16 protein-coding genes and 10 pseudogenes are annotated in these 26,663 nt (G+C 61.9%); 14 read left to right on the top strand and 12 right to left on the bottom strand.

What is annotated here, in order from left to right; translation table 11 throughout:
• Positions 1 to 98 precede the first annotated feature (98 nt).
• Positions 99 to 704 carry a flavin reductase family protein gene (locus ACFQAU_RS11795; RefSeq protein ID WP_132444374.1) on the top strand — a complete coding sequence of 202 codons (606 nt, stop codon included), beginning with the start codon at positions 99 to 101 and terminating at the stop codon, positions 702 to 704.
• Positions 705 to 1,042: 338 nt separating this feature from the next.
• On the opposite strand, the gene ACFQAU_RS11790 is transcribed toward ACFQAU_RS11795, so the two are convergent.
• Positions 1,043 to 2,674 (bottom strand): SulP family inorganic anion transporter, encoded by a 1,632-nt coding sequence (locus tag ACFQAU_RS11790; protein ID WP_132444373.1) that lies wholly within the window; start codon positions 2,672 to 2,674, stop codon positions 1,043 to 1,045.
• 286 nt (positions 2,675 to 2,960) lie between these two features.
• Here ACFQAU_RS11790 and ACFQAU_RS11785 point away from each other — a divergent pair, with 286 nt between their 5' ends.
• Together ACFQAU_RS11785 and ACFQAU_RS11780 are read left to right on the top strand one after the other, a co-directional pair.
• Complete coding sequence (locus ACFQAU_RS11785) at positions 2,961 to 3,833, top strand: S-methyl-5'-thioadenosine phosphorylase (protein ID WP_120351624.1); 873 nt, start codon at positions 2,961 to 2,963, stop codon at positions 3,831 to 3,833.
• Between the two features lie 166 nt (positions 3,834 to 3,999).
• A pseudogene (locus ACFQAU_RS11780) lies at positions 4,000 to 4,529 on the top strand (adenine phosphoribosyltransferase).
• Here the strand turns inward: ACFQAU_RS11780 and ACFQAU_RS11775 are convergent.
• From ACFQAU_RS11775 to coxB, 10 genes and pseudogenes are all read right to left on the bottom strand, one after another.
• A pseudogene (locus ACFQAU_RS11775) lies at positions 4,526 to 5,940 on the bottom strand (FAD-binding oxidoreductase). The pseudogenes ACFQAU_RS11780 and ACFQAU_RS11775 overlap by 4 nt on opposite strands.
• A 144-nt stretch (positions 5,941 to 6,084) precedes the next feature.
• Positions 6,085 to 6,669 (bottom strand): GNAT family N-acetyltransferase, encoded by a 585-nt coding sequence (locus tag ACFQAU_RS11770; protein WP_067621886.1) that lies wholly within the window; start codon positions 6,667 to 6,669, stop codon positions 6,085 to 6,087.
• Positions 6,669 to 7,931, bottom strand: a complete 1,263-nt coding sequence (locus tag ACFQAU_RS11765) for a M16 family metallopeptidase (protein WP_120351626.1) — start codon at positions 7,929 to 7,931, stop codon at positions 6,669 to 6,671. The genes ACFQAU_RS11770 and ACFQAU_RS11765 overlap by 1 nt, the downstream gene beginning before the upstream one ends.
• Positions 7,928 to 9,316 carry a threonine synthase gene (thrC, locus tag ACFQAU_RS11760; protein WP_132444371.1) on the bottom strand — a complete coding sequence of 463 codons (1,389 nt, stop codon included), beginning with the start codon at positions 9,314 to 9,316 and terminating at the stop codon, positions 7,928 to 7,930. The genes ACFQAU_RS11765 and thrC overlap by 4 nt, the downstream gene beginning before the upstream one ends.
• 84 nt (positions 9,317 to 9,400) lie before the next feature.
• Positions 9,401 to 10,006 (bottom strand): annotated as a pseudogene (locus tag ACFQAU_RS11755) (SURF1 family protein); the annotation flags it as partial.
• Between the two features lie 94 nt (positions 10,007 to 10,100).
• A pseudogene (locus ACFQAU_RS11750) lies at positions 10,101 to 10,905 on the bottom strand (cytochrome c oxidase subunit 3).
• Between the two features lie 35 nt (positions 10,906 to 10,940).
• Positions 10,941 to 11,516: a cytochrome c oxidase assembly protein gene (locus ACFQAU_RS11745; protein ID WP_132444369.1), complete on the bottom strand. Its 576-nt coding sequence runs from the start codon at positions 11,514 to 11,516 to the stop codon at positions 10,941 to 10,943.
• Positions 11,516 to 11,683: a cytochrome C oxidase assembly protein gene (locus tag ACFQAU_RS11740; protein WP_120351631.1), complete on the bottom strand. Its 168-nt coding sequence runs from the start codon at positions 11,681 to 11,683 to the stop codon at positions 11,516 to 11,518. The genes ACFQAU_RS11745 and ACFQAU_RS11740 overlap by 1 nt, the downstream gene beginning before the upstream one ends.
• A 7-nt stretch (positions 11,684 to 11,690) precedes the next feature.
• A pseudogene (gene cyoE / locus ACFQAU_RS11735) lies at positions 11,691 to 12,615 on the bottom strand (heme o synthase); the annotation flags it as partial.
• Between the two features lie 60 nt (positions 12,616 to 12,675).
• On the bottom strand, positions 12,676 to 13,593 hold the full coding sequence (gene coxB / locus ACFQAU_RS11730) for a cytochrome c oxidase subunit II (RefSeq protein WP_120351633.1): 918 nt from the start codon (positions 13,591 to 13,593) through the stop codon (positions 12,676 to 12,678).
• A gap of 180 nt (positions 13,594 to 13,773) precedes the next feature.
• On the opposite strand from coxB, the pseudogene tldD reads away from it, so the two are divergent.
• The 6 genes and pseudogenes from tldD to ACFQAU_RS11700 all read left to right on the top strand — a co-directional run bounded on the left by tldD (position 13,774) and on the right by ACFQAU_RS11700 (position 21,526).
• A pseudogene (gene tldD / locus ACFQAU_RS11725) lies at positions 13,774 to 15,194 on the top strand (metalloprotease TldD).
• Between the two features lie 182 nt (positions 15,195 to 15,376).
• The gene (gene dprA / locus ACFQAU_RS11720; RefSeq protein WP_386282385.1) at positions 15,377 to 16,450 is read left to right on the top strand and encodes a DNA-processing protein DprA; all 1,074 of its coding nucleotides are present in this window, start codon (positions 15,377 to 15,379) and stop codon (positions 16,448 to 16,450) included.
• Positions 16,451 to 16,692: 242 nt separating this feature from the next.
• The gene (gene topA / locus ACFQAU_RS11715; RefSeq protein ID WP_132444366.1) at positions 16,693 to 19,365 is read left to right on the top strand and encodes a type I DNA topoisomerase; all 2,673 of its coding nucleotides are present in this window, start codon (positions 16,693 to 16,695) and stop codon (positions 19,363 to 19,365) included.
• A 151-nt stretch (positions 19,366 to 19,516) separates the two neighbouring features.
• On the top strand, positions 19,517 to 20,104 hold the full coding sequence (locus tag ACFQAU_RS11710) for a L,D-transpeptidase (protein ID WP_067935999.1): 588 nt from the start codon (positions 19,517 to 19,519) through the stop codon (positions 20,102 to 20,104).
• A gap of 95 nt (positions 20,105 to 20,199) precedes the next feature.
• Positions 20,200 to 20,903: pseudogene (locus ACFQAU_RS11705) on the top strand (CoA transferase subunit A).
• Positions 20,903 to 21,526 carry a CoA transferase subunit B gene (locus ACFQAU_RS11700; RefSeq protein WP_067621991.1) on the top strand — a complete coding sequence of 208 codons (624 nt, stop codon included), beginning with the start codon at positions 20,903 to 20,905 and terminating at the stop codon, positions 21,524 to 21,526. Before ACFQAU_RS11705 ends, ACFQAU_RS11700 begins: the two are co-directional and overlap by 1 nt.
• 55 nt (positions 21,527 to 21,581) lie before the next feature.
• Here ACFQAU_RS11700 and ACFQAU_RS11695 read toward each other — a convergent pair.
• Positions 21,582 to 22,396 (bottom strand): annotated as a pseudogene (locus tag ACFQAU_RS11695) (lytic transglycosylase domain-containing protein).
• Between the two features lie 358 nt (positions 22,397 to 22,754).
• Between ACFQAU_RS11695 and ACFQAU_RS11690 the strand changes: the two are divergent.
• The 5 genes and pseudogenes from ACFQAU_RS11690 to ACFQAU_RS11670 all read left to right on the top strand — a co-directional run bounded on the left by ACFQAU_RS11690 (position 22,755) and on the right by ACFQAU_RS11670 (position 26,499).
• Positions 22,755 to 22,958, top strand: coding sequence for a Flp family type IVb pilin (locus tag ACFQAU_RS11690; protein WP_120351637.1), 204 nt, complete (start codon positions 22,755 to 22,757; stop codon positions 22,956 to 22,958).
• A gap of 99 nt (positions 22,959 to 23,057) precedes the next feature.
• Positions 23,058 to 23,225 carry a hypothetical protein gene (locus ACFQAU_RS11685; RefSeq protein WP_162931870.1) on the top strand — a complete coding sequence of 56 codons (168 nt, stop codon included), beginning with the start codon at positions 23,058 to 23,060 and terminating at the stop codon, positions 23,223 to 23,225.
• Between the two features lie 142 nt (positions 23,226 to 23,367).
• Positions 23,368 to 24,228, top strand: a complete 861-nt coding sequence (cpaB, locus tag ACFQAU_RS11680; protein WP_067621983.1) for a Flp pilus assembly protein CpaB — start codon at positions 23,368 to 23,370, stop codon at positions 24,226 to 24,228.
• Between the two features lie 205 nt (positions 24,229 to 24,433).
• Positions 24,434 to 25,860, top strand: a pseudogene (locus ACFQAU_RS11675) (type II and III secretion system protein family protein).
• A 4-nt stretch (positions 25,861 to 25,864) separates the two neighbouring features.
• Positions 25,865 to 26,499, top strand: a pseudogene (locus ACFQAU_RS11670) (OmpA family protein).
• The last annotated feature ends 164 nt before the right edge of the window (positions 26,500 to 26,663 follow it).

Here is a 26,663-nt window from a genome sequence, read left to right as displayed (position 1 = left end):
GGCGTCTGATGCAAGGCCGGAGGCTTTCAGGAGCAATTGCGGGTGGCGCTGGACGTAGCATGAGGCTAGCCATGGGTGCAAACCATCAAGGAGTGTTCATGTTCTATCGTCCCGAAGACGGCCATGGTCTGCCGCATAATCCGTTCAACGCCATCGTCAGCCCCCGCCCCATCGGCTGGATCTCCAGCCGTGACGGTCAGGGCCGCGACAACCTCGCACCCTATTCTTTCTTCAACGCCGTGGCCTATGTGCCACCGCAGGTGATGTTTGCCTCGACCAGCGCCAAGGATGATGTGGATGGCACCAAGGATTCCGTGGCCAATATCCGCGAGACCGGGGTGTTCTGCGTGAATGTGGTGGAATACGCAGCGCGCGACGTGATGAACGTGACCTCGGCCACCCTGCCCCATGGCGAGGACGAATTCGCCCGCGCCGGGATCGACAAGGCCGAATGTGAGCAGATCGCCTGTGCGCGGGTTGCAAATGCGCCAGCCAGCCTCGAATGCAAGCTGACGCAGATCGTGCAACTGCCGGGAGAGGCGAACTTCGCGGTTTTCGGTGAGGTCGTGGGCGTGCATATGCGCGATGATTGTGTGGTGGACGGGCGGTTCGATGTGACCCGGTTCCAGCCGCTGTCGCGATTGGGCTACCGTGATTACACGGTGGTGCGGGATGTGTTCGAACTGAAGCGGCCGGATGATTGAAGGCTGAGGGGCCGGTGGCGTCAGTCGCCGCTGGTCAGCCCAACAATGCGAGCGTCATCGCTTGCCCGCGGGTGGGCGATCTAACGTCGCCTTTGGCCCTTTATGGCTCAGCCATGATGTGCGTTCGCGGAGTCCGCCGAAGCCTCACCAAATCGCCTACCCGGTCGCACCAAAGATGCGCCATGATTGACGGCATGGCTTTGGCGTGACGGGCGAGCAGGCGATGGACCGGCACTTGTGGCTTGATCACGGGCCGGGGTGGCAATCTTATCCAAGTGAATTTGGACTAGCGTGTAAGGCTAGAAAAACCCGGCACCTCATGATGCCGGGTTTTCTATTCAGTGCCCGCCCAGAACCCCGGTGCGCACGTCGTAATCAACCGCCAGTTCATAATCAGGGTCGTCATCGCTATCGACCATCAGATGCCCCGCCTTGGTCAGCAACCGGTGACAATCGCGGCTCAGGTGACGCAACTGCAGACGCTTGCCCGCCGCCTCGTATTTCGCGGCTATCGCCTCGATCGCCTGTAGCGCGGATTGATCCACCACCCGGCTGTCGGCGAAATCGACGATCACCACCTCGGGGTCGTTCTCCACGTCGAACAGCTCGGCAAAGCCATCGGACGAGCCGAAGAACAGCGGGCCGTGGATCTCATAGACCTTGGCGCCCTCTTCGGTCACCGACCCCCGCGTGGTCGCATGGATACGGCGCGCGTTGTTCCACGCATAGGCCAGCGCCGAGACGATCACGCCGACGACCACCGCCACGGCGAGGTCTTCCATCACGGTCACCACCGTCACCAGAATGATGACGAAGGCATCGATCAGCGGCACTTTCCGCAGGATGGTGAGCGAGTTCCAAGCGAAGGTGCCGATCACCACCATGAACATCACGCCAACGAGGGCGGCAAGCGGGATAAGTTCAATCACCGAGGAACCGACGAGGATGAAAAGCAGCAAGAACACTGCCGCCGCGATCCCGGCAACACGGGTGCGACCACCGGATTTCACGTTGATCATCGACTGACCGATCATCGCGCAGCCGCCCATGCCACCGAAGAAACCGGTGACCGTGTTGGCCACACCTTGGGCGATGCACTCTTGGCTGGCGCCGCCGCGCTTGCCGGTAAGATCACCCACAAGGTTCAGTGTCAGCAAGCTTTCGATCAGGCCAATGGCGGCGAGGATCACGGCATAGGGCAAGATGATCTCAAAGGTTTCCCAAGTGAGCGGCACCATGGGGATATGCAGGCTCGGCAGGCCGCCTTGGATCGAAGCCAGATCGCCCACCCGCGGCACGTCGAGGCCGAAACCGATCACCAGAGCGGCAATCACCCCGATGCCCGCAAGCGGCGCGGGGATCAGTTTGGTGATGCGCGGGGTGATCCAGATGATCGCCATGGTTGCCGCCACCAGCGCCAGCATCAGGTAGAGCGGCTGGCCCGAAAGCCATTCGCCACCGCCCATGCCGTGGCCGGTATCGACCATGGTGCCGGGCACTTTGAACTGGCTCATCTGGGCAAGGAAAATCACGATCGCCAGACCGTTGACGAAGCCCAGCATCACCGGATGCGGCACCAGCCGGATGAACTTGCCCCACTGCATGACCCCTGCGAAGATCTGCAAAAGCCCCATCAGCACCACGGTGGCAAAGAGGTATTCAACCCCATGCTGCGCCACCAAGGCCACCATGACCACCGCCAGCGCGCCTGTGGCGCCCGAGATCATACCCGGCCGACCACCGATCAGCGCGGTGATGAGACCAACGAGGAAGGCAGCATAAAGTCCGACCAGAGGGTGTACCCCGGCAACAAAAGCAAAAGCCACCGCTTCGGGCACCAAGGCCAGCGCCACGGTCAGCCCCGACAGCAATTCGATGCGCAGCCGCCCGATGGAGAAACCGTCATCCGGCATCCAACGCAGATCGGTCACATCAAGGTTCTTGGCAAAATTGTGCAGCGTGGCGCGCATGGGGGCGTCCTTTGACTTTCGGAAAACGGATATAGCGCCCTGACCGCGGATGCGGGGCGCTTTTGGCTGCATCTAGAGGAATTTCGCCGCGAAGAAAAGCGTATTGCCTCCCCTCGGGCAGAGTTTGCTGCAATGCAGAAACACTTTGGAGGACCGAGTAAGCGGCGCAGGACCGCCCCCCTGACGCAGACGTGTCGCGTCTCGTGGCAAAAACACTTGATCCCCGTGGCATTCTATGAGGTTCTTTGGGCCTTACCGGCAACCATCCAAGGCACAGGCTCCCTCCATGACAGATACGAAAATCGCCGTGATCGGCGGCTCCGGCATTTACGACATCGACGGGCTTCAGGATGCCGATTGGGTCACGGTTGAGACTCCTTGGGGCGCGCCGTCGGATCAGGTGCTGACCGGAACGCTGAACGGGGTCGCCATGGTCTTTCTGCCGCGCCATGGCCGGGGGCATGTGCATACGCCGACCTCTGTCCCCTACCGCGCGAATATCGACGCGCTCAAGCGATTGGGCTGTACGGATGTGATCAGCGTTTCCGCCTGCGGGTCGTTCCGCGAGGAGATGGCACCGGGGGATTTCGTGGTCGTCGATCAGTTCATCGACCGCACCATGGCCCGCGAGAAAAGCTTTTTCGGCCCCGGCTGCGTGGCCCATGTCTCTGTCGCCCATCCCACCTGCCCGCGGTTAAGCGACGCCTGCGAGACCGCCGCGCGGGACGCGGGCATTAACGTGCACCGTGGCGGCACCTATCTGGCAATGGAGGGGCCGCAGTTCTCGACATTGGCGGAATCGAAAATGTACCGCGAAAGCTGGGGCGCGGATGTGATCGGCATGACCAATATGCCCGAGGCAAAGCTCGCCCGCGAGGCCGAGCTTTGCTATGCGAGCGTGGCGATGATCACTGATTACGACAGTTGGCACCCCGACCATGGCGAGGTGGATGTGACGCAGATCATCGCCACGCTGATGGGTAATGCTGACAAGGGCCGCGCCATGGTTTCGCGGCTGCCCGCGCTTTTGGGTGCCGAGCGCGCGCCCTGCCCGCATGGCTGTGACCGGGCGCTGGAGTTTGCGATCCTGACCCAGCCGGATGCGCGCGATCCGGAGTTGCTGGCCAAGCTGGATGCGGTGGCGGGGCGGATGCTTTGACCGCGGGCAGCGGCCCTGCTTGGCTGAGTGCGGACGGTATTTAAGAAAGGATGAAGGGAGGGGGTTGGCGCCCCTTTCTGGATGTTGTGCGGCGGGCGCAGATGGGGGTTCGCCCGGGCGGCGCGTTGCGCTAAGACGGGTCCGGTCAAACACGCGGAAGGGCGGCATGAAACAGGTTCAGGATTATATTCGCACGATCGTAGATTTCCCCCATGAGGGAATCATGTTTCGTGACGTGACAACGCTTTTTGCCGATCCGCGCGGGTTTCGCATGGCGATCGACCAGATGCTGCATCCCTATGCGGGGATCAACATCGACAAGGTGGTCGGGTTGGAAGCGCGCGGTTTCATCCTTGGCGGGGCGATTGCGCATCAATTGAGCGTGGGTTTTGTGCCGATCCGCAAGAAGGGCAAGCTGCCCGGCACGGTGATCAGTCAAGAATATAAGCTTGAATATGGCGAGGCCATTGTTGAGCTGCATGACGATGCGATCAAGCCGGGCGAGAAGGTTTTGGTTGTGGACGATCTGCTGGCCACGGGTGGTACGGCGGAGGCCGGGATCAAACTGATTGAGCGTTTGGGGGTGAGATCGTCTCTTGCGCCTTTATCATTGATCTGCCCGAATTGGGCGGGCGCAAGCGTTTGGAAGCGCTTGGCAAAGAGGTCCATGCGCTTTGCGCTTTCGACGGGCTTTAACCGCGTAGGACGGCACCGGGGTTCATGATGCCCTTGGGGTCGAGGGCCGTTTTGATCGCCCGCATGGCGGCGAGCTTGGCGGGGTCGCCGTAGCGTTCGAGGTCATCGACCTTGACGCGGCCCACGCCATGTTCCGCGCTGAATGACCCGCCGAGTTCATGGACGAGATCGTGGACCAGACCTTTCACATCATCGCGTTGATCTTCGTAATCGGCGCGGGTTTTGCCCTTTGCGGGGAAGACGTTGTAATGCAGGTTGCCGTCTCCGACATGGCCGAAGCAGTTGATGCGGAAATCGCCGAGGGCGTTCAGTGCTTTGGTGGCGCGGGTGATGAATTCGGGGATTGCGCCGAGGGGCACCGAGATGTCGTGGCTGGAGACCGAGCCGATCAGGCGGTTGGCCTCTGGGATGGTTTCGCGGATCGTCCAGAAATCTTGGGCCTGCTGGGCGTTTTGGGCGATGAGACCGTCCGAGACGAGACCTGCGTCGAGGGCGGCGGCGAAGAGTGTCTCTAGCGCGGCGTGGGTATCGATCTCTCCGGGGGTGCCGATGTCGATCAAGACGCTCCATTGCGGGGTTTCGGCGAAGGGTTGGCGGATGTTGGGCAGGGTTTCGTAAAGGAAATCGAAACCTCTGCGGTGCATCAGTTCGAAAGCGCTGATCATTTCGCCCAAGTGGTCCCGCGCGAGGGAGAGAAGCGTCAGCGCCGCCGCTGGGCTTTCGACGACCATCAACGCGGTGCCACTGCGGGCCGGGCGCGCGTAGAGTTTGAGGGCGGCGGCGGTGATCACGCCGAGCGTGCCTTCGGCGCCGATCAACAGGTTGCGCAGATCGTAGCCGGTGTTGTTTTTGCGTAGGCGCGTGAGGCCGTGCCAAATCTGGCCGTCGGGCAGGACGGCTTCGAGACCGAGGCAAAGGTCGCGGGCATTGCCGTAGCGCAGCACGCCGGTGCCGCCTGCGTTGGTCGAGAGTGTGCCGCCGATGCGCGCCGTCCCTTCGGCGGCGAGGGACAGGGGAAGAGGCGGTTTGCCTCTTCGGCGGCGGCTTGGACATCGGCGAGGATGACGCCCGCTTCGGCGACCAGTACGTTCTCTTCGGGCAGCACGGCACGGATGCGGTTCATGCGCTCAAGAGAGAGGATCAGCGGTGCAGGGCCATCGCTGCTGATCTGCCCGCCGACAAGGCCGGTACCGCCGCCATAGGGCACCACCGGCACGCGGGCGGCATGGGCCGCGCGGATCAGGGTGGCGACCTCTTCGGTGCTGCGCGGCAGGGCCAGCACACCGCCCTGCCCGGCGTAGCGGCCTCGGGGTTCTTCGAGGTAGCGCTGTTCGGGCTTGCGCAGCACGTCGTCGGGCAGTTGTGCGCGCAGGGTATCGGTGAAGGCTGTGTCGGCGGGGTTCAGTGTCATGGTCCTTAGATCCTGCGCAGCGCAGGAGGATGCAAGGGCAAAGCGTATGAACAGTCGGTGCGGATGCTTGATGGGGATGGGGGAGTGTTCCCCCTGTGTGAACCCTGCGGGACCAGGGGGACGTTTCGGACAGCGCCCGGAGACCTAGCCGACATCCGTGCGGCCGCGCCGATCTTTACGGAGGGAGGCATAGAGCACATGGGTCCGCCAGCGGCCATCGATTTGCAAATAGCTTTGCGCGACGCCCTCATATTTGAAGCCAGCCTTCTCTAGCAACCCGCGGGAGGCTTGGTTTTCCGGCAGGCAGGCGGCTTCGATGCGAGACAAGTCAAGCCGGGTGAAGGCCTGATGCACCGTCGCCTCTATCGCCTCGCGCATGTAGCCTTGGCGGGCGAAGGGTTCGCCCGTCCAATAGCCGAGCGTGCCGGATTGCGCGGGGCCGCGGCGGATGTTGTCGAGCGTGATGGCGCCGACGAGGTTTTGATCGCTGCGGCGGATCAGGAAGAGTGGCATGGCGTTGCCCGAAGACACCGAGCGCTGCGCCCAGTAGACGCGGTTGGTGAAAGCCTTGCGGGTGAGGTGATCCTCGGCCCATGTCGGCTCCCACGGGCGCAGGTAGTCGTTGCTGGCGCGGCGCAGGGCGGACCAGGCGCGGAAATCGGCATGGATCGGCGGACGCAGGGTCAGCCGTTCCGTTTCGATCCGCAGTTTGCGTCGCCCCAGCAGCATCAGGCGGCGCGTCTGCTGTGAAGCTCGTCGAGCGTTGGTGCGCTGTCGACCGGGCCGTAGAGGGCCAACGCCGCCGGAGCTTGGGTCGCCATGCGCTCGGCGAAATCGCGCACATCGCCGGTGGTGACGGCGTCGATCTGGGCCACGGTCTCTTCGAGGGGCGGAACGCGGTCCCAGATTTGGATGAGGCGGGCCAGACGTTCGGCGCGGTTCGAGGGGCTTTCCAGCCCCATCAGCAGCCCGGCTTTCATCTGGGCGCGGGCGCGGGCGACTTCGGCGGGGGACATGTCAGAGGCCGCGCGCTTCATCTCGTCAATGGTGATGTTTGCCAGTTCGGGCAATTGCTCGGCGCTGGTGCCGGCGTAAATCGTGGTCATCCCGGTGTCGGCATAGGCGCCTGCTTGGGCAAAGATCGTGTAGCAGAGGCCGCGGTTTTCGCGGATCTCTTGAAACAGGCGCGAAGACATGCCGCCGCCCAAGGCAGAGGCGTAGATTTGGGCGATGTAGATGTCATCCGAGCGGTAGCCGGGGCTTTCAAAGCCGAGGGCGAAATGGGCCTGCTCAAGCTGCTTGACCTGCCGGAACTCGCCCCCGCCGAAACGGGCGCTGTCGATCTGGTAGAGCTTTTTCGAGGGCATGTCGCCAAAGAGGCTTTCGGCCAGTTTTACGATCTTGTCGTGGTCCACGGCACCGGCAGCCGAGAGGATCATCTGCTCGGGGCCGTAGTGGTCCGCGATGAAGCGTTGCAGATCGTCGCGCGAGAAGGCCGAGACACGTTCGGACGGGCCGAGGATGGTGCGGCCGATGGGTTGATCTGGATAGGCCTGCTCTTGGAGCCAGTCGAAGATCACATCGTCGGGCGTGTCGAGGGCTTGGCCGATCTCTTGCAGGATCACGCCGCGTTCGACTTCAACCTCAGAAGGGTCCAGCACCGGGTTGCGCAGGATGTCGGCGATCACGTCGAGGCCGAGCGCCACGTCGTTTTCCAGCACGCGGGCGTAATAGGCGGTGACTTCGCGCGAGGTATAGGCGTTGATATAGCCGCCCACGTCTTCGATCGCTTCGGCGATTTGCAGCGACGAACGGGTGGCGGTGCCCTTGAAGGCCATGTGCTCAAGGAAATGCGCGATGCCGTTTTGTTGAGGCGTTTCGTGCCGTGCGCCTGCGTTCACCCAGACGCCGATGGCGGAGGAGGCGAGCCCCTCCATATGTTCGGTGACGATCCGGAAGCCGTTGGGCAATGTGGTCTGTTGGAGGCTCACGCGGGGAGGTTTCCTTTGATATGCGCTTTCAGCGCGTCGAGGTCATTGGGCAGCCGGGTGAAACGTTCTTCCCGGTCGAAAAGGTCCGCCATGCGCGGCGGCAGGGGCGGGCGAATGCCGGTGGCGGCTTCCACCGCGTCGGGGAATTTGGCCGGATGCGCGGTGGCCAGCGTGACCATCGGGGTGGCCGGATCGCGCAGCTCATCTGCGACTTTCACGCCAACGGCGGAATGTGGGCAGAGAAGCTCACCCGTGGTGCGGCGGCGGTCGGTGATGGTGGCACTGGTTTCTTCTTCCGAGGCGCGGCCCGAGCGGTAGGTGTCTTGCAGCGCCTGCATGGCGCCTTGGGAGACATCGAAACCGCCCTGCCCCAATTCGTCCATCAGTTGCGCCACGGCCCCGGCGTCGCGGTCGTATGCATCAAAAAGGGCGCGTTCGAAATTGGACGAGACTTGGATGTCCATCGAGGGGCTGATCGAGGGGGTTACGCCGCCTTTGTGGTAGCCTTGGCCTGAGAGACAGCGGTGCAGGATGTCGTTTTGGTTGGTGGCGACGACCAGATCGGCAATGGGCAGGCCCATGCGTTTGGCGATGTAGCCAGCAAAGATGTCACCGAAGTTGCCGGTGGGCACGGTGAAGCTGATTTCGCGGCCCGGTGCGCCGAGGCTGGTAGCGGCTGTGAAGTAGTAAACCACCTGCGCCAGCACCCTGCCCCAGTTGATCGAGTTCACCCCTGCCAACCGCACGGAATCGCGGAAGTCGAAATCGTTGAACATGTCTTTCAGGCGCGCTTGGCAGTCGTCGAAATCGCCATCGATGGCCAGCGCGTGGACGTTGGACTCCGCTGGCGTGGTCATCTGGCGGCGCTGCACGTCAGACACCCGGCCGTGCGGGTAGAGGATGAAGACGTCGACGTTATCGAGCCCCTTAAAGGCTTCGATCGCAGCCGAGCCGGTGTCGCCGGAGGTCGCGCCGACGATGGTCACCCGCTCGCCCTTGCGACCCAGAGCGGCCTGAAACATCTGCCCGATCAACTGCATGGCGAAGTCTTTGAACGCCAATGTCGGCCCGTGGAAGAGTTCTAGCAGGAAGTGGTTCGGGGCCAGTTGCACCATGGGTGCGCGGGCGGTGTGGCCGAAACCTTTGTAGGCGCGGGCGATGATCGCGCGAAATTCGTCATCGGTAAACGTGTCGCCGATGAAGGGGCGCATAACCGTAAAGGCGACCTCTTCGTAGCTTTGGCCCTGCATGGCGTTGATTTGCTCAGGCGTAAGCGTCGGGATGGTTTCGGGCACATAGAGCCCGCCGTCACGGGCAAGGCCGGTCAGCATCGCCTCTTCGAAGGACAGGACAGGGGCGGTGCCACGGGTAGAGATATAGCGCATAGGGTCAGTCGACTTTCGGCGTTGCAGGGCGCGGCGGCGGCGCAGGAAAAGAACGGTCATCGCCAGCCAGATGGCGGCGAGGGAAAACCAGGTGATCGCATATTGCAAGTGATCGTTGGGGATACGGGCGGTATCCACGGGCAGCGGCGTGATCTTGGGGTCCGGCCCGCTGCCGTCGCGGACCACGACGAGGAGCGGCTCGGTGTTGAGCGTGTCAGCCATGACCTCCACATCCCGGGCGAACCAGATGTTGCTTTCGGTGTCGGCTTCGGGCGTGAAACTGTCGACCTCTTGGGGCCATTGCAAGTTGCCGGTCAGGGTGGCGCTGCCCGCGGGGGCGATGGCGTCTTTGTTCGCTGTGGCGGTAAAGCCGAGGTCGACGAGGATGCGGCGGCTATCCTCCAAGGTCATGGGCGCGATGACACGGTAGCCTGCGCCTTTCTGCTTCTGGCTGACCAGCACATGCAGCGCCTCGGCCCCGATCTCTCCGCTGACCGTGACGGGCAGATAGGCGTCGGCTTGTGGGTCAGGATCGCGGGGCAAGGCCACCGGAGCGGCGGTGATCCGGGCGTTGATATCGGCGATGATCGCCTCTTTCCATGCCAGCCGCTGCACCTGCCAGACCCCGAGTGCGACGAGGATGGCTGCCCCGCCAAGGCCGACGATGATGAAGAACAGGCTGCGCCGCATTCGATCTCTCTGGCTGAAACGACAAACGCGCGAAGAGGGCTTCGCGCGTTTGGGTTTTACGGGTGTGGGGCGCGGATGCAACCCCGCCTTATGTTTAGGGCTGGCCCCACATGTAGACGGCAAAGAAGAGGAACAGCCAGACCACGTCAACGAAGTGCCAGTACCACGCCGCCGCCTCGAAGCCGACGTGGCGTTCGGGGGTGAAGTGGCCGCGCATGGCGCGCAGCAGGCAGACGAAGAGGAAGATCGTGCCGATCACAACGTGGAAGCCGTGGAAGCCGGTCGCCATGAAGAAGCTGGAGAAATACATATCGCCGCCGAAGGTCCAATCGTCATGGACCAGCAGTTCGTAGTATTCGTAAGCCTGCAACGCGGTGAAGAGCACGCCGAGGATCACGGCGATGGTCAGGCCCGAGATCAGGTCCTTGCGGTTGTTCTCATGCGCCAGCGCGTGGTGGGCCCATGTCACGGCACAGCCCGACAGCAGCAGCACCAGCGTGTTGATCAGCGGCAGGTGAAAGGCGTCAACCGCGTGGATTTCGGGCTGGACGTACTCTGAGCCGACATACTCATACATCGGGTAAAGGGCCTGTTTGAAGAAGGACCAGAACCACGCGACGAAGAACATGACTTCGGACATGATGAACAGGATGAAGCCATAGCGCAGGCCGATCCGCACCACACCGGTGTGATCGCCCACTTCGCTTTCAGAGACCACTTCGGACCACCATGCGAACATGACGTAAAGTGTGGCGACCAGCCCGCCCAAGAAGACGAAGGGCGTCATTCCGTGCATCCACAGGACGGCGCCCGCCAGCATGGCAAATCCGCCTACCGACCCCAAAAGCGGCCAGGTCGAGGGGGAGAATATGGTAGTCGTGGTTTTTTGCATGGGCCATGGTTGCGGGTCCCTCACCTTTGTTTAATCAGGTCGTTAATTCGTTGTTGTGGCGCTGTCCTGATCGAGGGCGGCATAGCCCTCGGGCAGGTCAATTTCGTAGAATGTATAGGACAGAGTGATGGTATGTACAAACTTCCCATCGCGGTCTTCGACCATTTCCGGATCGACGAAGAAGCTTACCGGCATCTGCACGCGCTCGCCCGGTGCCAGCACCTGTTCGGTAAAGCAAAAGCAGTCGATCTTTTCGAAAAACGGCCCGGCGGTATAGGGGGTCACGTTGTAGCTGGCCTGCCCCGCGACGGCGTGGTCGGTGGGGTTATAGGCTTCGTAGAAGGCCAGTCCGGTCTCGCCGATCCGCACTTCCATTTCACGCACCACGGGTTTGAACTCCCACGGCATGCCATCGTTGAGCGAGCCGTCAAAGCGGACCTTGACGGTCTGGTCGAGCACATCCGCGCTGCCTTCCGATACCTGCCCCGGCGTCCCGCCGAAGCCTGTCACGCGGCAGAACCAATCGTAGAAAGGGACAGATGCCCAAGCCAAACCGCCCATCAGCACCACGACACTCACGGTTTGCATTACTGTTTTTTGAGGACCGGAAAGCGCCATTACTGGGTCACCTCACGCTGATTGGCCGGCAGTTCAAAATCCGTTTGCGTGATCTTGACGTAGGTCAGCGCCATGATCAGCACCACGAAGGCACCCAGCATCAGGCCCACGCCGATGTTGCGGCCCCGGCGGCGTTCGTGAAGCTCGTGTTCTGGTCGGATGCCCATTACCAGCCCCCAATCCAAAGGTGCGCAGGGCCGCTTCGCCCAGAATCGCCCCGAAGTGCAAAAAGAGATAGGCCAGCGACAGGCGGAAGAACTTGCGCTCTTCGGCATAATCGTCCCCCTCAGCCATAACCTCGTCCCGCTTCCAGATGCGGTAAGCGCCCAGCAGGAAGGCGGCGTTCAAGATCAGCGCCACGGCGAAGTAGAAGATGCCACCGATGGCGGTGAAGGCTGTGCCAATGGCCAACGCGGCCAGCAGAACCGTGTAGACGAAGATGTGCAGCCGCGTCGCCGGACGGCCGTGGGTCACGGTCAGCATGGGCACTTTGGCATCGTCGTAGTCAGAGCGCATGAAGAGCGCCAGCGCCCAGAAATGCGGCGGGGTCCACATGAAGATCAGTGCGAACATCAACCATGCCTCGACCGAGAAGCTGCCCGTGGCGGCGACCCAGCCGATCACCGGCGGGAAGGCCCCGGCGGCACCGCCGATGACAATGTTCTGCGGCGTCAAGCGCTTGAGCCACATGGTGTAGAACACGGCGTAGAACAGGATGGTAAAGAGCAGCATCCCCCGCCAGAAGGTTGGTCGCCAGACCCAGCATCATCACCGACAGACCCGACAGCGCCACACCGAGGGTCAGCGCCTCTCCGGGTTGGACCCGGCCCGACGGGATCGGACGCCCGCGCGTGCGGCGCATCACCGCGTCGATATCGGCATCCCACCACATGTTGAGCGCGCCCGAGGCGCCGCCGCCGATGGCAATGAACAAGATCGCGCAAAAGCCGATGACGGGATTGACCGAGACCGGTGCGGCCAACAGCCCCACGAAGGCCGTGAAGACGACAAGCGACATGACGCGCGGTTTCAGCAGGGCGAAGTAATCCCCCAGCTGCGCGTCGTATTCACGTGTTGGCGTATTGGTGATGTCAGTCATCCCGAACCTTCCAAGGGTAAACACGGGGCACGGGCCTGCGCCCTGCCCCGTGGCACTGGCTTACTTAGAGGCGACGGTCAGCGGCTGCTCGATGCCAGCATATTCCGCCTTGGCGTTGCCAAGCCATTCCGCATAGGCCTCTTCCGAGACGACTTTGACGGTGATCGGCATATAGGCGTGGGCCTGACCGCAAAGCTCGGAACACTGACCGAAGTAGACGCCTTCCTGTTCGGCGGTGAACCACAGTTCCGCCAAACGGCCCGGCACGCCGTCCTGTTTCACGCCGAAAGCGGGAATGGTCCAAGAGTGGATCACGTCGCTTGCCGTGACCTGCACGACGATGGTCTTGCCCACGGGGATCACCACCGATGTGTCGGTGGCCAGCAGGAAGTCTTCGCGGGCATAGCCTTCGTCTTCGAGCTTGGCGACCATCGCGTCGTTCAACACGAAGGGGGTCACATCTTCGTCGCCGTCACCCAGCGTGGCCGGAGCACCGATCATGTAGCTGTCAAAGGCAATCTCTTCGTCGACATATTCATAGGTCCAGTACCACTGGTTGCCGATGGCCTTGATGGTGATGTCAGCTTCGGGGATTTCCTGCTGGCGGAACAGGATCGGCAGCGAATAGGCACCGATCAGCACAAGGACCAGAATCGGCAGGATCGTCCAAGCGATCTCGATCGGGGTGTGGTGCGTGAAGGACGAGGGGTTCGGGTTCCGCTTTTTGTTGTAACGGATCATGACCCAGATGATCAGACCGGTCACGAAAATGGTGATCAGCGTGATGATCACGAGAATCAGGTAATCCAGATCGTGAATATCCTGCGCCACCCGCGTCACAGCGGGTTGAAAGCCTGTCTCGCCGTCAACAGGTCTGCCGATGACATCAAGCCCGTCAATGCGCAGGCTGTCCTGTGCCAATGCAGGCAGGGCGGCAAGGCTGGTCAAAAGACCGGAAAGGGGGAGTAGATGTTTCATATGTCGTCCTGATCTTGTGACCATTAAGAAGCCGATAAGGCACCCCAAACCGCTGCTGCGACCCGGTGCCGTTGTAATCCTGGATGCTTACAATCATATTCTGCCTACAAGATAAAGTCACATGCTTGCGTCATAGAGCCGCGCGAGACAGTTTTGTGACAGCAAGCAAGGATACCCCCAATGAGCCGCGCGCAATTCACCCCCTTCGAGGCCGATCTGGACCGAGAAACCGCTCTGAGCGTGCTGCGCGAGGCCGTGGCCGGTGCCGATGACGGGGAATTGTTCCTCGAACGCCGCCGCTCAGAGGCGCTGGTGTTCGACGACGGACGCCTCAAAACCGCCAGCTACGATGCCGCCGAGGGCTTTGGCCTGCGCGCCGTGCGCGGTGAGGTGGCAGGCTACGCCCATTCCACCGAACTCAGCGAGGCGTCCCTGCGCCGCGCGGCGGAGACGGCGCGGCTGGCGGTGGGCGATGGCGGCGGCACGTGGGCCGATGCCCCGCAGGCCAGCAACAAGCGGTTTTATACGGACGAAGACCCGATCGCGGGCCATGCCTTTCCGGTCAAAGTCGATACCCTGCGCGAGATCGACGCCTATGCCCGCGGCCTCGATTCCCGCGTGGTGCAGGTGAGTGCGACAATCGCGGCCAGCATTCAGGAGGTCGAGATCCTCCGCCCTGAGGGGCATTCAGTGCGCGACGTGCGCCCGATGACACGGGTCAATGTCTCGGTCATCGTGGAGCAAGACGGTCGCCGCGAAAGTGGCGGTGTCGGCGGCGGCGGGCGGATTGGGCTTGATGGCATGCTCGCGCCCGACGACTGGCAGGCCAAGGTCCGCGAAGCCCTGCGCATCGCCTGCGTGAACCTAGAGGCCGTCCCTGCTCCGGCGGGCGTGATGGACGTGGTGCTTGGCCCCGGCTGGCCCGGCATCCTGCTGCACGAAGCCATCGGACACGGGCTTGAGGGCGATTTTAACCGCAAGGGCTCCAGCGCCTTTGCCGGGCTGATGGGCCAACAGATCGCGGCAAAGGGCGTGACCGTGCTGGACGATGGCACGATCCCCGACCGGCGCGGCTCGATCTCGGTCGATGACGAGGGCACCCCTCGGCGCGCAATGTGTTGATCGAGGATGGCGTGCTGGTGGGCTATATGCAGGACCGTCAGAACGGGCGGCTGATGGGCGGAGCCTCAACCGGGAACGGACGGCGGCAATCCTATGCCCATATCCCGATGCCGCGCATGACCAACACCTATATGCTAGGCGGCGATGCGGCACCGGAGGACATCGTGGCCGACCTCAAAGATGGGATTTATGCCATCGGATTTGGCGGCGGTCAGGTCGATATCACCAACGGCAAGTTCGTATTTTCCTGCACCGAGGCCTACCGCGTGCAAAACGGCAAGATCGGCGCGCCGGTCAAAGGGGCCACGCTGATCGGCGACGGGGCCACGGCGCTGCAGCAGATCCGCGCCATTGGCAATGACCCGACGCTGGACCCCGGAATGGGCAACTGCGGCAAGCAGGGCCAATGGGTGCCGGTGGGCGTGGGCCAGCCGACCCTGATGATCGGCGGGCTGACCGTGGGCGGGGCCGCGACCTGACGACACGTCTGAGTTGAATCGAATGGGTTGGAGAAAATTCATAGGTTGTTAAGCACTAAATCCTATACCTGATTCTGCAACGGACGGAGCTTCGGGATGACTGACAAGGACCTACATCCTTCTTCCACTCACCCCCACTCCCACCCACCCAGGAAGATGAACAGTTTGCCCGGCTTCGTCTGTTGCGCTCACGCAGGGTGGGCATTTCCACCTACCGGCGTCTGCTGGATGAACATGGCTCTGCGATCAATGCGCTGAACGCCTTGCCCGAAGTGGCGCAGGCCGCAGGCATTTCGAACTATCTCATTTGCCCCGAAGGGGTTGTTCAGGCCGAACTCAATGCCGCCCGCACCGCCGGGGCGCGGCTGCTGGTTCAGGGACAGGCGCCCTACCCCGACCTATTGAATGATCTCGACGATGCCCCGCCCTTTTTGTGGGTGATTGGTGACCCATCCCTTCTCACCCGGCCTATGATTTCATTGGTCGGTGCGCGGAATGCCTCCTCGCTTGGGCTTCGCATGGCACGCACCCTCGCGGCAGAGCTTGGGGAGGCTGGATTTGTCGTCGTCTCCGGCCTTGCGCGGGGCATCGACGCCGCTGCCCATTCCGCCGCGCTTGCCCATGGCACCATCGCCGTGCAGGCGGGCGGGGTCGACATTATATACCCAAGCGAGAATGCAGAACTGGCGGAACAGATCGCGGCGCAGGGGCTGCGCCTGTCAGAGCAACCCATGGGGCTGCAACCGATGGCGCGGCATTTCCCACGCCGCAACCGCATCATCTCTGGTCTGAGCCGGGCAACCGTGGTGGTTGAGGCGGCGGCCCGCTCGGGCAGTTTGATCACCGCACGCGATGCATTGGATCAGGGGCGCGACGTGCTGGCGGTGCCCGGCCACCCGATGGACGCGCGCGCGGCGGGCTGCAACATGCTGATCCGCGATGGCGCAGTGCTGGTCCGCTCCGCCGTTGACGTGTTGGAGGTTTTGCCGGAGTTGGCCACACCGGGGCCCGAAACGCCCCGACGCAAGCCCGCGCCGCCCCCACTTCGGGCAAAAACGCCTCCGCCAAACCGCGGCCCCGTCGCAAAGCTCCATGCGCAAATCCTCGCCCGCCTCGGCCCCGCCCCGGTCGCAGAGGATCAGTTGATCCGCGATCTGCAAGTGCCCAGCAGTGACGTGGCCCCTGCCCTGCTTGATCTTGAGATGGAGGGGGAAATTCAGCGTCAGCCGGGCGGGTTGCTAAGCCGTTCCGCCTGACGGCGTCGCACATTTCGTCCCGGCCTGAGCAGAGTTGCGCCGTGGCACCTCCGCGAGCAACGCCCCCGACCAAGGCGCTGCCGAAAGCCGCCCGCTAATAGCGGCAATACGGCCCATCTGCCCTGCCAAACCGCTGCGCGCCAAACCCCTCATCCGCAGCAGCCGCATTGACAAACACCCCCGCCATCCCACATGAGACAGCGCAAAGCCGCCCTCATTTTTGATCTAAGGTGCCTGTATTTATGCCCGTCGTCGTTGTCGAATCCCCAGCCAAGGCCAAAACGATCAACAAATATCTGGGCGACGATTACACCGTTCTCGCCTCTTACGGCCACGTCCGGGACTTGCCGCCAAAGGACGGATCGGTCGACACCGACGCCGATTTCGACATGAAATGGGAAGTCGCCTCTGACAGCAAGAAACACGTCAAAGCCATCGCCGACGCGCTGGCCAAAGACAACGCACTGATCCTCGCGACTGACCCCGACCGCGAAGGCGAGGCGATCAGCTGGCACCTGCAAGAGGCGCTGACCAAGCGCAAGTCGATCAAGAAAGACACGCCCGTTAGCCGCGTCGTGTTTAACCAGATCACTAAAAAGGCCGTGACCGAGGCGATGCAGAACCCGCGTCAGGTCGATATGCCGCTGGTCGAGGCCTATCTCGCGCGCCGGGCGCTGGACTATCTGGTGGGGTTCAACCTCTCTCCCGTGCTTTGGCGCAAACTGCCCGGTGCGAAGTCCGCCGGACGTGTGCAATCGGTCACCCTGCGCCTGATCGTTGAGCGCGAGATGGAGATCGAAGCCTTCCGCGCCCGTGAATACTGGTCGGTGAAGGCCCTGCTCGCCACGCCGCGCGGCCAAGAATTCGAAACGCGCCTCGTTTCTCTTGCGGGCAAAAAGCTGGATCGCTTCGATCTGGCCGACGCCACGCAGGCCGAGATGGCCGTGCAGGCGATCACCAGCCGCGCGCTGAAAGTGATGAACGTCGAGGCGAAACCGGCCAGCCGCAACCCCTCGGCACCATTTATGACCTCGACCTTGCAGCAGGAAGCCAGCCGCAAATTCTCCATGGGCGCGCGCCAGACCATGTCGACCGCGCAGCGCCTCTATGAGGCCGGGCACATCACCTACATGCGGACCGACGGCATCGACATGGCGCCCGAAGCGGTGAGCATGGCGCGTGATGCGATCGCTGACCGTTTCGGCGCGGATTACGTGCCGAAAGAGCCGCGCATCTATAAAAACAAAGCGAAAAACGCTCAGGAAGCGCACGAATGTATCCGCCCCACGGATATGACCAAAGACGCGAAGACACTGAAGCTCGATGCCGATCAGGCGAAGCTTTATGACCTGATTTGGAAACGCACGCTGGCCTGCCAGATGGAAAGCGCCCGGCTGGAGCGCACCACGGTTGAGGTCGGCAGCGATGACGGTCAGGTTGGCCTGCGCGCCAATGGTCAGGTCGTGCTGTTCGACGGGTTCTTGCGGGTCTATGAAGAAGGCCGTGATGATGTGGTCGACGAGGACGACAAGCGTCTGCCGCAGATCAGCCAAGGCGACGCGATGGACAAACGCGCCGTCACCCCGGAGCAGCATTTCACCCAGCCGCCGCCGCGCTATACCGAAGCCACGCTGGTTAAACGCATGGAAGAGCTCGGCATCGGCCGCCCCTCGACCTATGCCAGCATCGTCACCACGATTCAGGACCGCGAATATGTTCGCAAGGACGGCAACCGTCTGATCCCCGAGGATAAGGGCCGGCTGGTCACCGCATTTCTCGAAAACTACTTCCGCCGCTACATCGGCTATGATTTCACCGCCGATCTCGAAGACCAGCTTGATAAGGTCAGCGCGGGCGATGCCGCCTATAAGGAAGTGCTGCGTCGCTTCTGGCGTGATTTCTCGGCGGCGATTGCAGAAACATCCGAGTTGCGCATCACCGAGGTCTTGGAAAAGATCAATGAGGTGCTCGAGCCCCATCTTTTCCCGCCGACCGAAGACGGTGGCGACCCCCGGCTTTGCCCCAATTGCGAAATTGGCCGCCTGTCGATGCGCACGGCCCGTTCGGGCGGCGCCTTTATCGGCTGCTCGAACTACCCCGAATGCCGTTACACACGCCCCTTTGGCCCGCCCGATCCGGAGGCCGAAGCCTCGGCCATTCCGCCTGATGGCAAGCTTTTGGGTGAGGATCAGGGCGACGAAATCCGCGTTTTCAAGGGCCGTTTCGGGCCTTACGTCCAGCGCGGGCCGGTGACCGAAGAAAACAAAAAACCGCCGCGCCAGTCGATCCCCAAGGATTGGGTGCCCGAGGATTTGACTTTGGAACAGGGCGTGATGCTGCTCTCCCTCCCGCGGGAGATCGGCCCCCACCCCGAGGACGGCGTGATGGTCTGGGCCAACATTGGCCGCTACGGGCCTTACATCAAACATGCCGAAAGCACCTCGGACCGGGGCGGCACCAATGCCAACCTTGAGGGCATCGATGAGGTTTGGACCGTCGGCATGAACCGCGCGGTGCAGCTTTTGGCCGAGAAGGTTGCCAGCCGTGGTGGCCGTGGCAAGGCCGCAAAACCGATCCGCGAGATGGGCGAGCACCCGGATATGGGCGGCGCGGTCAATGTCATGGAAGGCAAATACGGGCCTTACGTGAAGTGGGAAAAGGTCAACGCGACGATCCCGAAAGAGATCGAACCGCCAGACCTGACCATGGAACGCGCGGTCGAGTTGATCGAAGAGAAGCTCGCCAAGTCCCCCGCCAAACGCAAGGCGGCGACCAAGAAGGCACCGGCGAAGAAAGCCGCGGCCAAAAAACCCGCGGCAAAGAAGGCGGCAGCCAAGAAAGCGCCCGCCAAAAAGGCTCCGGCCAAGAAACCCGCCGCGAAGAAGCCGGCGGCGAAAAAGGCCGACAGCGCGTAATTACGCCGCCAGACCACAGCGGCCGCGCCGGGGATCGGCGCGGTTCCGCCTGTGGGCGGCGTTTACATCCAACATCATGAATATGTGATTTGCCATCTCCCTTCGATTTTCCGATCAGGGAGCCGGCAAGACCAATATGAAAGGCAGATAGATGTCAGGCATTAAATTCAGCCGACGTGGCGTGATCGCCGCAAGCGGTGCCGCGTTGCTCACCCCGCAGATCCTGCGCGCGCAGGAATTCGGCCAAGCGGCCCGCGAATTTTCCAACGAAGCCCCTGTTTCACGCAACGCGTCGAGCTTTGCCACGCAGCGCTGGCAAGACCATTTCGACAGCCTCGGCAAAGGCGCTATCGTGGCCGATACCATCAGCCGCGCCCTGCATTATTGGAGCGCCGACGGCCAGACCTATAAGGTTTACCCTACTTCCGTGCCCGCCACCGAAGAGCTCACAAAGCGCGGCTACACCGAGATCGTGCGCAAGAAAGAGGGCCCGGATTGGACCCCGACCGCGTCGATGATGGAACGCTTCCCGCACTACAAATACATGCCGCCCGGCCCCGATAACCCGCTTGGCACCCATGCGATGTATCTCAGCTGGCCCGCCTATATCATCCACGGCACCCATGACACGCGCAAGATCGGGCGACGGTCCTCGGACGGTTGTATTGGTCTCTATAACGAGAAGATCGAAGAGCTTTTCGGCATGTGCCCCGTCGGCACGCAAGTGCGTATCATCTGACCCTTCTGGGCGGCCTCCCTGCGTAGCACCACGTAATTGACACTGCGACAACGCAGGGTCACATATGGCGCAACGAAACCAGAGGGAGGTCGCCCGTGAACAAAATCTATGGATCCGCCGCCGAAGCGCTGGAAGGCGTTCTATCGGACGGCATGCTGATCGCCGCGGGGGCTTTGGCCTCTGCGGCATTCCGGAATTGCTGTTGCAGGCGATCAAGGAAAACGGGGCCAAAGACCTCACCTTTGCGTCTAACAACGCGGGCGTCGATGATTTCGGCATCGGCATTTTGCTGCAATCGCGGCAGGTGAAAAAGATGATCTCCTCCTACGTGGGCGAGAACGCCGAGTTCATGCGCCAGTACCTCTCCGGTGAGTTGGAGTTGGAGTTCAACCCCCAAGGCACCTTGGCCGAGCGCATGCGCGCCGGTGGCGCGGGCATCCCGGGCTTTTACACCAAGACCGGTGTCGGCACCCAGATCGCCGAGGGCAAAGAGGTCAAACAATTCCGGGGTGAGGATTACATCCTCGAAGAGGGCATCTTTGCCGATCTGTCGATCGTGAAGGCTTGGAAAGCCGACGACACTGGCAACCTGATGTTCCGCAAGACCGCGCGCAACTTTAACCCGCCTGCCGCCATGTGCGGTAAGGTCTGCATCGTCGAGGTCGAAGAGATCGTCCCGCGTGGCAGCCTCGACCCCGATAAAATCCACCTGCCGGGCATCTACGTGCATCGCATCATCCAAGGCGATCACGAAAAGCGCATCGAAAAGGTCACGACACGCAAGCGGGAGGAAGCATAATGCCTTGGGATAGAGATCAGATGGCGGCGCGGGCCGCAGAGGAACTCGAAGACGGCATGTATGTGAACCTCGGCATCGGGATTCCGACGCTGGTGGCGAACTACGTTGGCGACAAGGACATCACCCTGCAGTCGGAAAATGGCATGCTGGGCATGGGCCCTTTCCCTTTTGAGGGCGAAGAAGACCCCGACCTTATCAACGCTGGGAAACAGACCATCACCGAGCTCAGCCGCACCGCCTATTTCGACAGCGCCATGTCCTTTGGCATGATCCGCGGCGGCAAGATCGCGGCGGCGATCCTCGGTGCCATGGAAGTGGCCGAGAACGGCGATCTGGCGAACTGGATGATCCCCGGCAAACTGGTCAAAGGCATGGGCGGCGCGATGGACCTTGTCGCCGGCGTCAAACGGGTCATCGTGGTGATGGACCACCAGAACAAAGCGGGCGAGTCAAAGGTGCTGAAGGAATGCACCCTGCCGCTGACCGGCAAGGGCGTGGTCGACCGGATCATCACCAACCTTGGCGTGCTCGACGTGGTCGAAGGCGGTCTGAAGATCGTCGAATGCGCCGATGGCGTGACCGAGGACGAGCTGCGCGCCGCGACCCAAGCGACCATCGTTTAACAACCACCCCGGCGGCACCCCTCGGCGGCATCCGCCGGGGGCACGGCTTTCGCGATCAGTTCATCGCGGCAAAGACGCAGCCATCGCTGATCAGTTCCGGCGGTGTCAGGCAAAGCCCCTGCGCGACTTGAAAAGCGGCCAGCACCTTGGGCACGTAGTCGCGCGTCTCAGCAAAAGGCGGCACGCCCGCATGTTTGCGCACCGACCCCTCCCCGCGTTATAGCCCGCCAGTACGAGAATCGGATCGCGGTCGAACTCCCCCATCAGCCAATTAAGGTATTTGACCCCGCCTGAGATATTCTCGGCCGCGACCATACTGTCGCCCACGCCAAAGCGGGCAGCGGTATCGGGCATCAATTGCATCAGTCCAGCCGCCCCGGCCCGGCTTACCGCATCGGTACGTCCCGCCGATTCCACGCTGATCACCGCCAATACCAGCGCCGGAGAGACATTCGTGCCGACCGTGGCGCGCAGGATGTCCACCCCATTGCTGCGTGCGATATCTTGCAGGTGCTGCAGGCGCGGCGCGGGCACCTTGCCCGTTGAAAGCGCCGCCATCGCAGGCGCCAACCGCCCCGCCCCGCCGCGGTCCGCCGCGGGAGAGACCTTATCCCAGAACCAATCAAACTGCCCCGCACTCAAAGGCGCAATCGCGCCGCTTGGCGTGGCGGCCACTGCGGGGCCTGTGTCGACCTTTGCCGCAGCGGCTGCGCGTGCGGCCGGGTCAATTTGCACGGTGATGCGTTTGGCCCCCGTCTTGGGCGGGCCGACCCGTTTGGCGGAAAACTCAGGAAAGGATTTCGGGCCCTCTGCCGCAACGGCAGGGGCCATAAGGGCCGTGGCCAGCGAGAATGCCAATATACGATACATGCCTGCTCTACCTTGCGTCTGACGCGCCTTTGTTCGGCAATATCTCACGAATCGTGGAATCGGACCAGCGTTTGAGGCGGGGATCATGGCGATTTCGCCGCAATTGCCCTTTCAGGCGACGGGAAAGCGGAGCAAGAAGGTCAGGTAGAAGAATTAAACTCCATTTAAACAGAGAGTTAGGAAGTTTTTGCAAGAAAAAAGCGAACGGTCTGAAAAAGGCGCAGTTGCTGCCAAATTCGCGCCCCAATCAGACGGCTATATAGGGTCATACCAAGTCGGACAGCCTCAATGAGAGAACGAGGCAAACCGGACGGCGAGGTTAAGACCTTTTACTCAGTGATCCTTGGAGGGACATGACATGATGAACTTTATCAAAAACTTCCGCAAAGACGAAGACGGTGCCGTGACAGTTGACTGGGTCGTTCTGACCGCAGCGATCGTTGGCCTGGCCGTGGTTGCTTTCAACACAATCGGTGACAACGTAGAGACAATGTCGGGCAATATCGCTGCAGATATCACTGCCTTTGAAACCACCTCTGATCGCACACCAGCGGCCAACTAAGCGGATCAGAGCTAGCCGGCTCTACGAACAATTGGGACCGCCTCCCAACCTGGGAGGCGGTCCTTTTGCATACCTAACGCTCAGCAAGCGGAGATACGCATGCGCAGCCAATTCAAGAAATTCTTCTGTGACCAAAACGGCGCTGTCAGCGTTGATTGGGTTGTCCTGACCGCCGGACTGGTGGGCCTAGCAATCTTGGTGCTGGGCATATTCTCCGACAGCCTTGACGGGCTTGTCGAATACATCCGGGTCCAGCTGACCGCTTAAGACAACGGCGCCGCAAAGACGCACCACGGCAAGCGTCATCGCATCGCCGCCGTGGCGACCAAATCTCGCCATATTCGGCGGCTAATCTGCCGAGGTGATCAAAGCGGGCCGAGACTCGCTTCCATAGCAAAGAGGTGATGACATGCGAGCCGTATTCGGATTGGTTCTTTTGGTAGGCATAGCGCTTGCCGGCGGGGCCGTTTATCTGGCGAAAGACCGGATTTCACAGTATCAAACCGCGAATGCGCAGGCCCAAGCTGCGCTGGCGCAAGTGGTGCCAACCAAAACCGTTTGGGTGGCCGACAAGCCCCTGAAATACGGTCAGCCCCTCACCCGCGAAGATGTGCGCGCCGTCAAATGGCCCGAGAATGCCATCCCCGAGGGCACATTCTTTGAGGAAACCGTGCTGTTTCCGGAAAACACCAAAGATCAACGCATCGTGCTGCGCAACATTGAGAAAGATGAAGCGATCATGGCCGTGAAGGTGACCGAGCCGGGCGAAGATTCCGGTCTGACCTCGCGTCTGGCACGTGGCATGCGCGCCTTTGCCCTCAAAGTCGACGTTTCCAGCGGCGTGTCGGGCTTCCTGCGTCCCGGCGACCGGGTGGATGTCTATTGGACAGGCCGCGTGAACGTGGGCAACCAATCCAGCAACGGCGATGTAACCAAACTGATCGAATCGGCCGTGCAGCTGATCGCCATCGACCAAAGCGCAGATGCGCTGGTGATGGGCGAAGCCTCAATCGCCAAGACCGTGACCGTGGCCGTGAACCCCCAACAGGTCGCCGCCCTTGCCCAAGCGCAATCAACCGGCCGTCTGTCCCTTGCTCTGGTCGGTACGAATGACGACACCGTGGCCGAGGCTATCGAAGTCGACCAACGCTCGCTTCTGGGCATCGAAGCGCAGGAAACCATCGCAGAGGTTGCCAAAGAAAAGGTTTGCACGATCCGCACCCGCCGCGGGGCCGAAGTGGTCGAACTGCCGATCCCCTGCACAAACTGATCCGATAACAACCTCTTGCTAAGCTAAAAAAGACGCCGCAGTCCCCCTGCGGCGTCTTTTCCATTCTCTGTTATGTTGCGAATAGCCCACATGCACAGCGCCCGCGAAGAGCTTGATTCTTGCAATAAAATTTGAATTGCCGCAGAGTGCTGCCAAACGAGGGCGAAAAGACCCATCCCGAGGCGTGATCAAAAAGGCAGGTCACATGAAAATCGATAGATTTCTAAAAGCGGCCCTGTTGGGGCTGACACTGGGCGTGATGCCGATGGCATTGACCCTGCCCAGTTCAGCTGGCGCCGACACGCTGCGCGTCGTGAAACGCGGCACCAATTCCAGCCTCGACGTTCCGATGAACCGCGCTGTGGTGGTGGAAAGCGACATCCCCTTCGCGGAGCTTAGCATTGCCAACCCCGGCATCGCGGATATCTCATCTTTGTCTGACCGCACGATCTATGTGCTGGGCAAATCTCCGGGTCTGACCACGCTGACGCTGCTCGACGCCGGGGGCAGTTGATCACCAATGTCGATGTCCGCGTCGCAGCGGATGTGTCTGAATTCAAAGAACGTCTGCGCCAAATCCTACCGGGTGAGAAGATCGAAGTGCGCACCGCCAATGACGGCATCGTGCTCTCGGGCATCGTTTCGTCGACCCAGCGGCTGCAACGCGCGCTCGATCTGGCCGAACGCTATGCACCCGAGCGGGTCAGCAATCTGATGAGCGTCGGCGGGATTCAGCAGGTCATGATGAAAGTCCGCTTTGCAGAGATGCAGCGCAACGTGTCGAAATCGCTCGGCTCTTCGCTGGCCATCAATGGCGGGTCCAACTTCAGTGCGGGCACAGGCGGCACGAATACTTCGGGCGGGGTCGCGACCTCGCTCGGCGGGTCGATCCCATCGGCGAACCAGAACGCGGGCGCGGTGCTTTTCGGCTTCAACGCAGGCTCGACCCAAGTGGGCATCCTGTTGGAAGCACTGGAAGAAAAGGGCGTCGTGCGGTTCCTGGCCGAGCCGAACCTCGTGGCGCTTTCGGGGCAAGAGGCCAAGTTCCTCGCCGGGGGCGAATATCCCATCCCCGTGGCCCAGACCAGTGATACCGTTTCGGTGGAATTCAAACCCTTCGGCGTAGAGCTCGCCTTTATCCCGCGCGTCGTGGACAAGGATATCATCAACCTTGAAATGAACGCCGCCGTTTCGGCCATCGACGCGACTAACAGCATCTCATTGGGCAACGGCATTGAGATTTCCGCCTTCACCCGCCGCGAAACCTCGACCACGGTCGAGATGCGCGACGGTGAGAGCTTTGCCATCGCGGGCCTTCTGACCGACGACTTCACCGACAGCACGCGGCAACTGCCGTGGATCGGCGATGTGCCGGTGCTGGGCGCGCTGTTCCGGTCAGCGGATTATCAGCGCAGCCAGACGGAACTGGTCATCATCGTCACTGCGCATTTGGTCACGCCAACCCGTGGCGAGGCGCTGGTGCTGCCCACGGACCGCATCAAACCACCGTCCGAGAAAGACCTGTTCTTGCACGGGCGCACGGCGGACGGCACCCGCACCCCGAGCCGAGGCGCTGCGGGCGAGGTCGCCAAACAGGACTTCCGCGGCTCCTACGGTTATGTACTGGATTGATCCGATGACACGCAGACATATCACGTTGATCGCTGGCACCGCGGCCCTCGCCGGGCTCGCCGCCTGCTCCCCCAGCAATGATCCGGTCTATACGCAGTTCTACCGCGAGGCAGGGTCGATCGTGGACACCGGTCAGTTCGGCAATGCCACGCTGCACAACCGTCAGGTCATGACAGGCGAAAAGCGTGTAACCTTTGATCTGGCGAACCGCTTTGCCAGCGAGGTCCGCTCTACCGTGACTTTCGCCTTTAACTCCGACCGGTTGGACGCCAATGCGCAGGCGATCCTGCGCCAACAGGCTGGATGGATTCGCCAGTTCCCCGAGATCGCTTCCGCGTTTACGGCCACACCGATCTGGTCGGCTCGCAGGCCTATAACCGCGCTTTGGGGCTGCGCCGCGCGCAGGCCGTAGTGCGCTATCTCTCGACTTTGGGAATCAACCCCAGCCGGTTGGAAGCCGTTGTTTCCTTTGGTGAAACGCAGCCTCTGATCGTGACCCAAGGCCGCGAGCGCCGCAATCGCCGCACCGTGACCGAGGTCAGCGGCTTTGTGCACGGCCACCCGATGCTGCTGGATGGCAAATATGCGCAGATCATCTACCGCGAGTATGTGGCCAGCGCCGTGCCCCCTCGCAACTGAGCGCCAGTGCCACCGTCGCAGGTGGTGGCGGAGAGTAGGGCAAGCCCCTCTTTCGACAAGAGAATATCCCCCCGCACCTTCGGGCCGCGGGGGTTTTTCGTCCCAGCCCGCCCATGGTCAATCGGGCGTGAATGGGCAGATCGTTTCAAGATACCCAACAATAG

The organism is Sulfitobacter profundi (assembly GCF_042661425.1).
Taxonomy (GTDB): domain Bacteria; phylum Pseudomonadota; class Alphaproteobacteria; order Rhodobacterales; family Rhodobacteraceae; genus Sulfitobacter; species Sulfitobacter profundi.
This window is presented reverse-complemented; position numbering and strand designations above follow the sequence as displayed.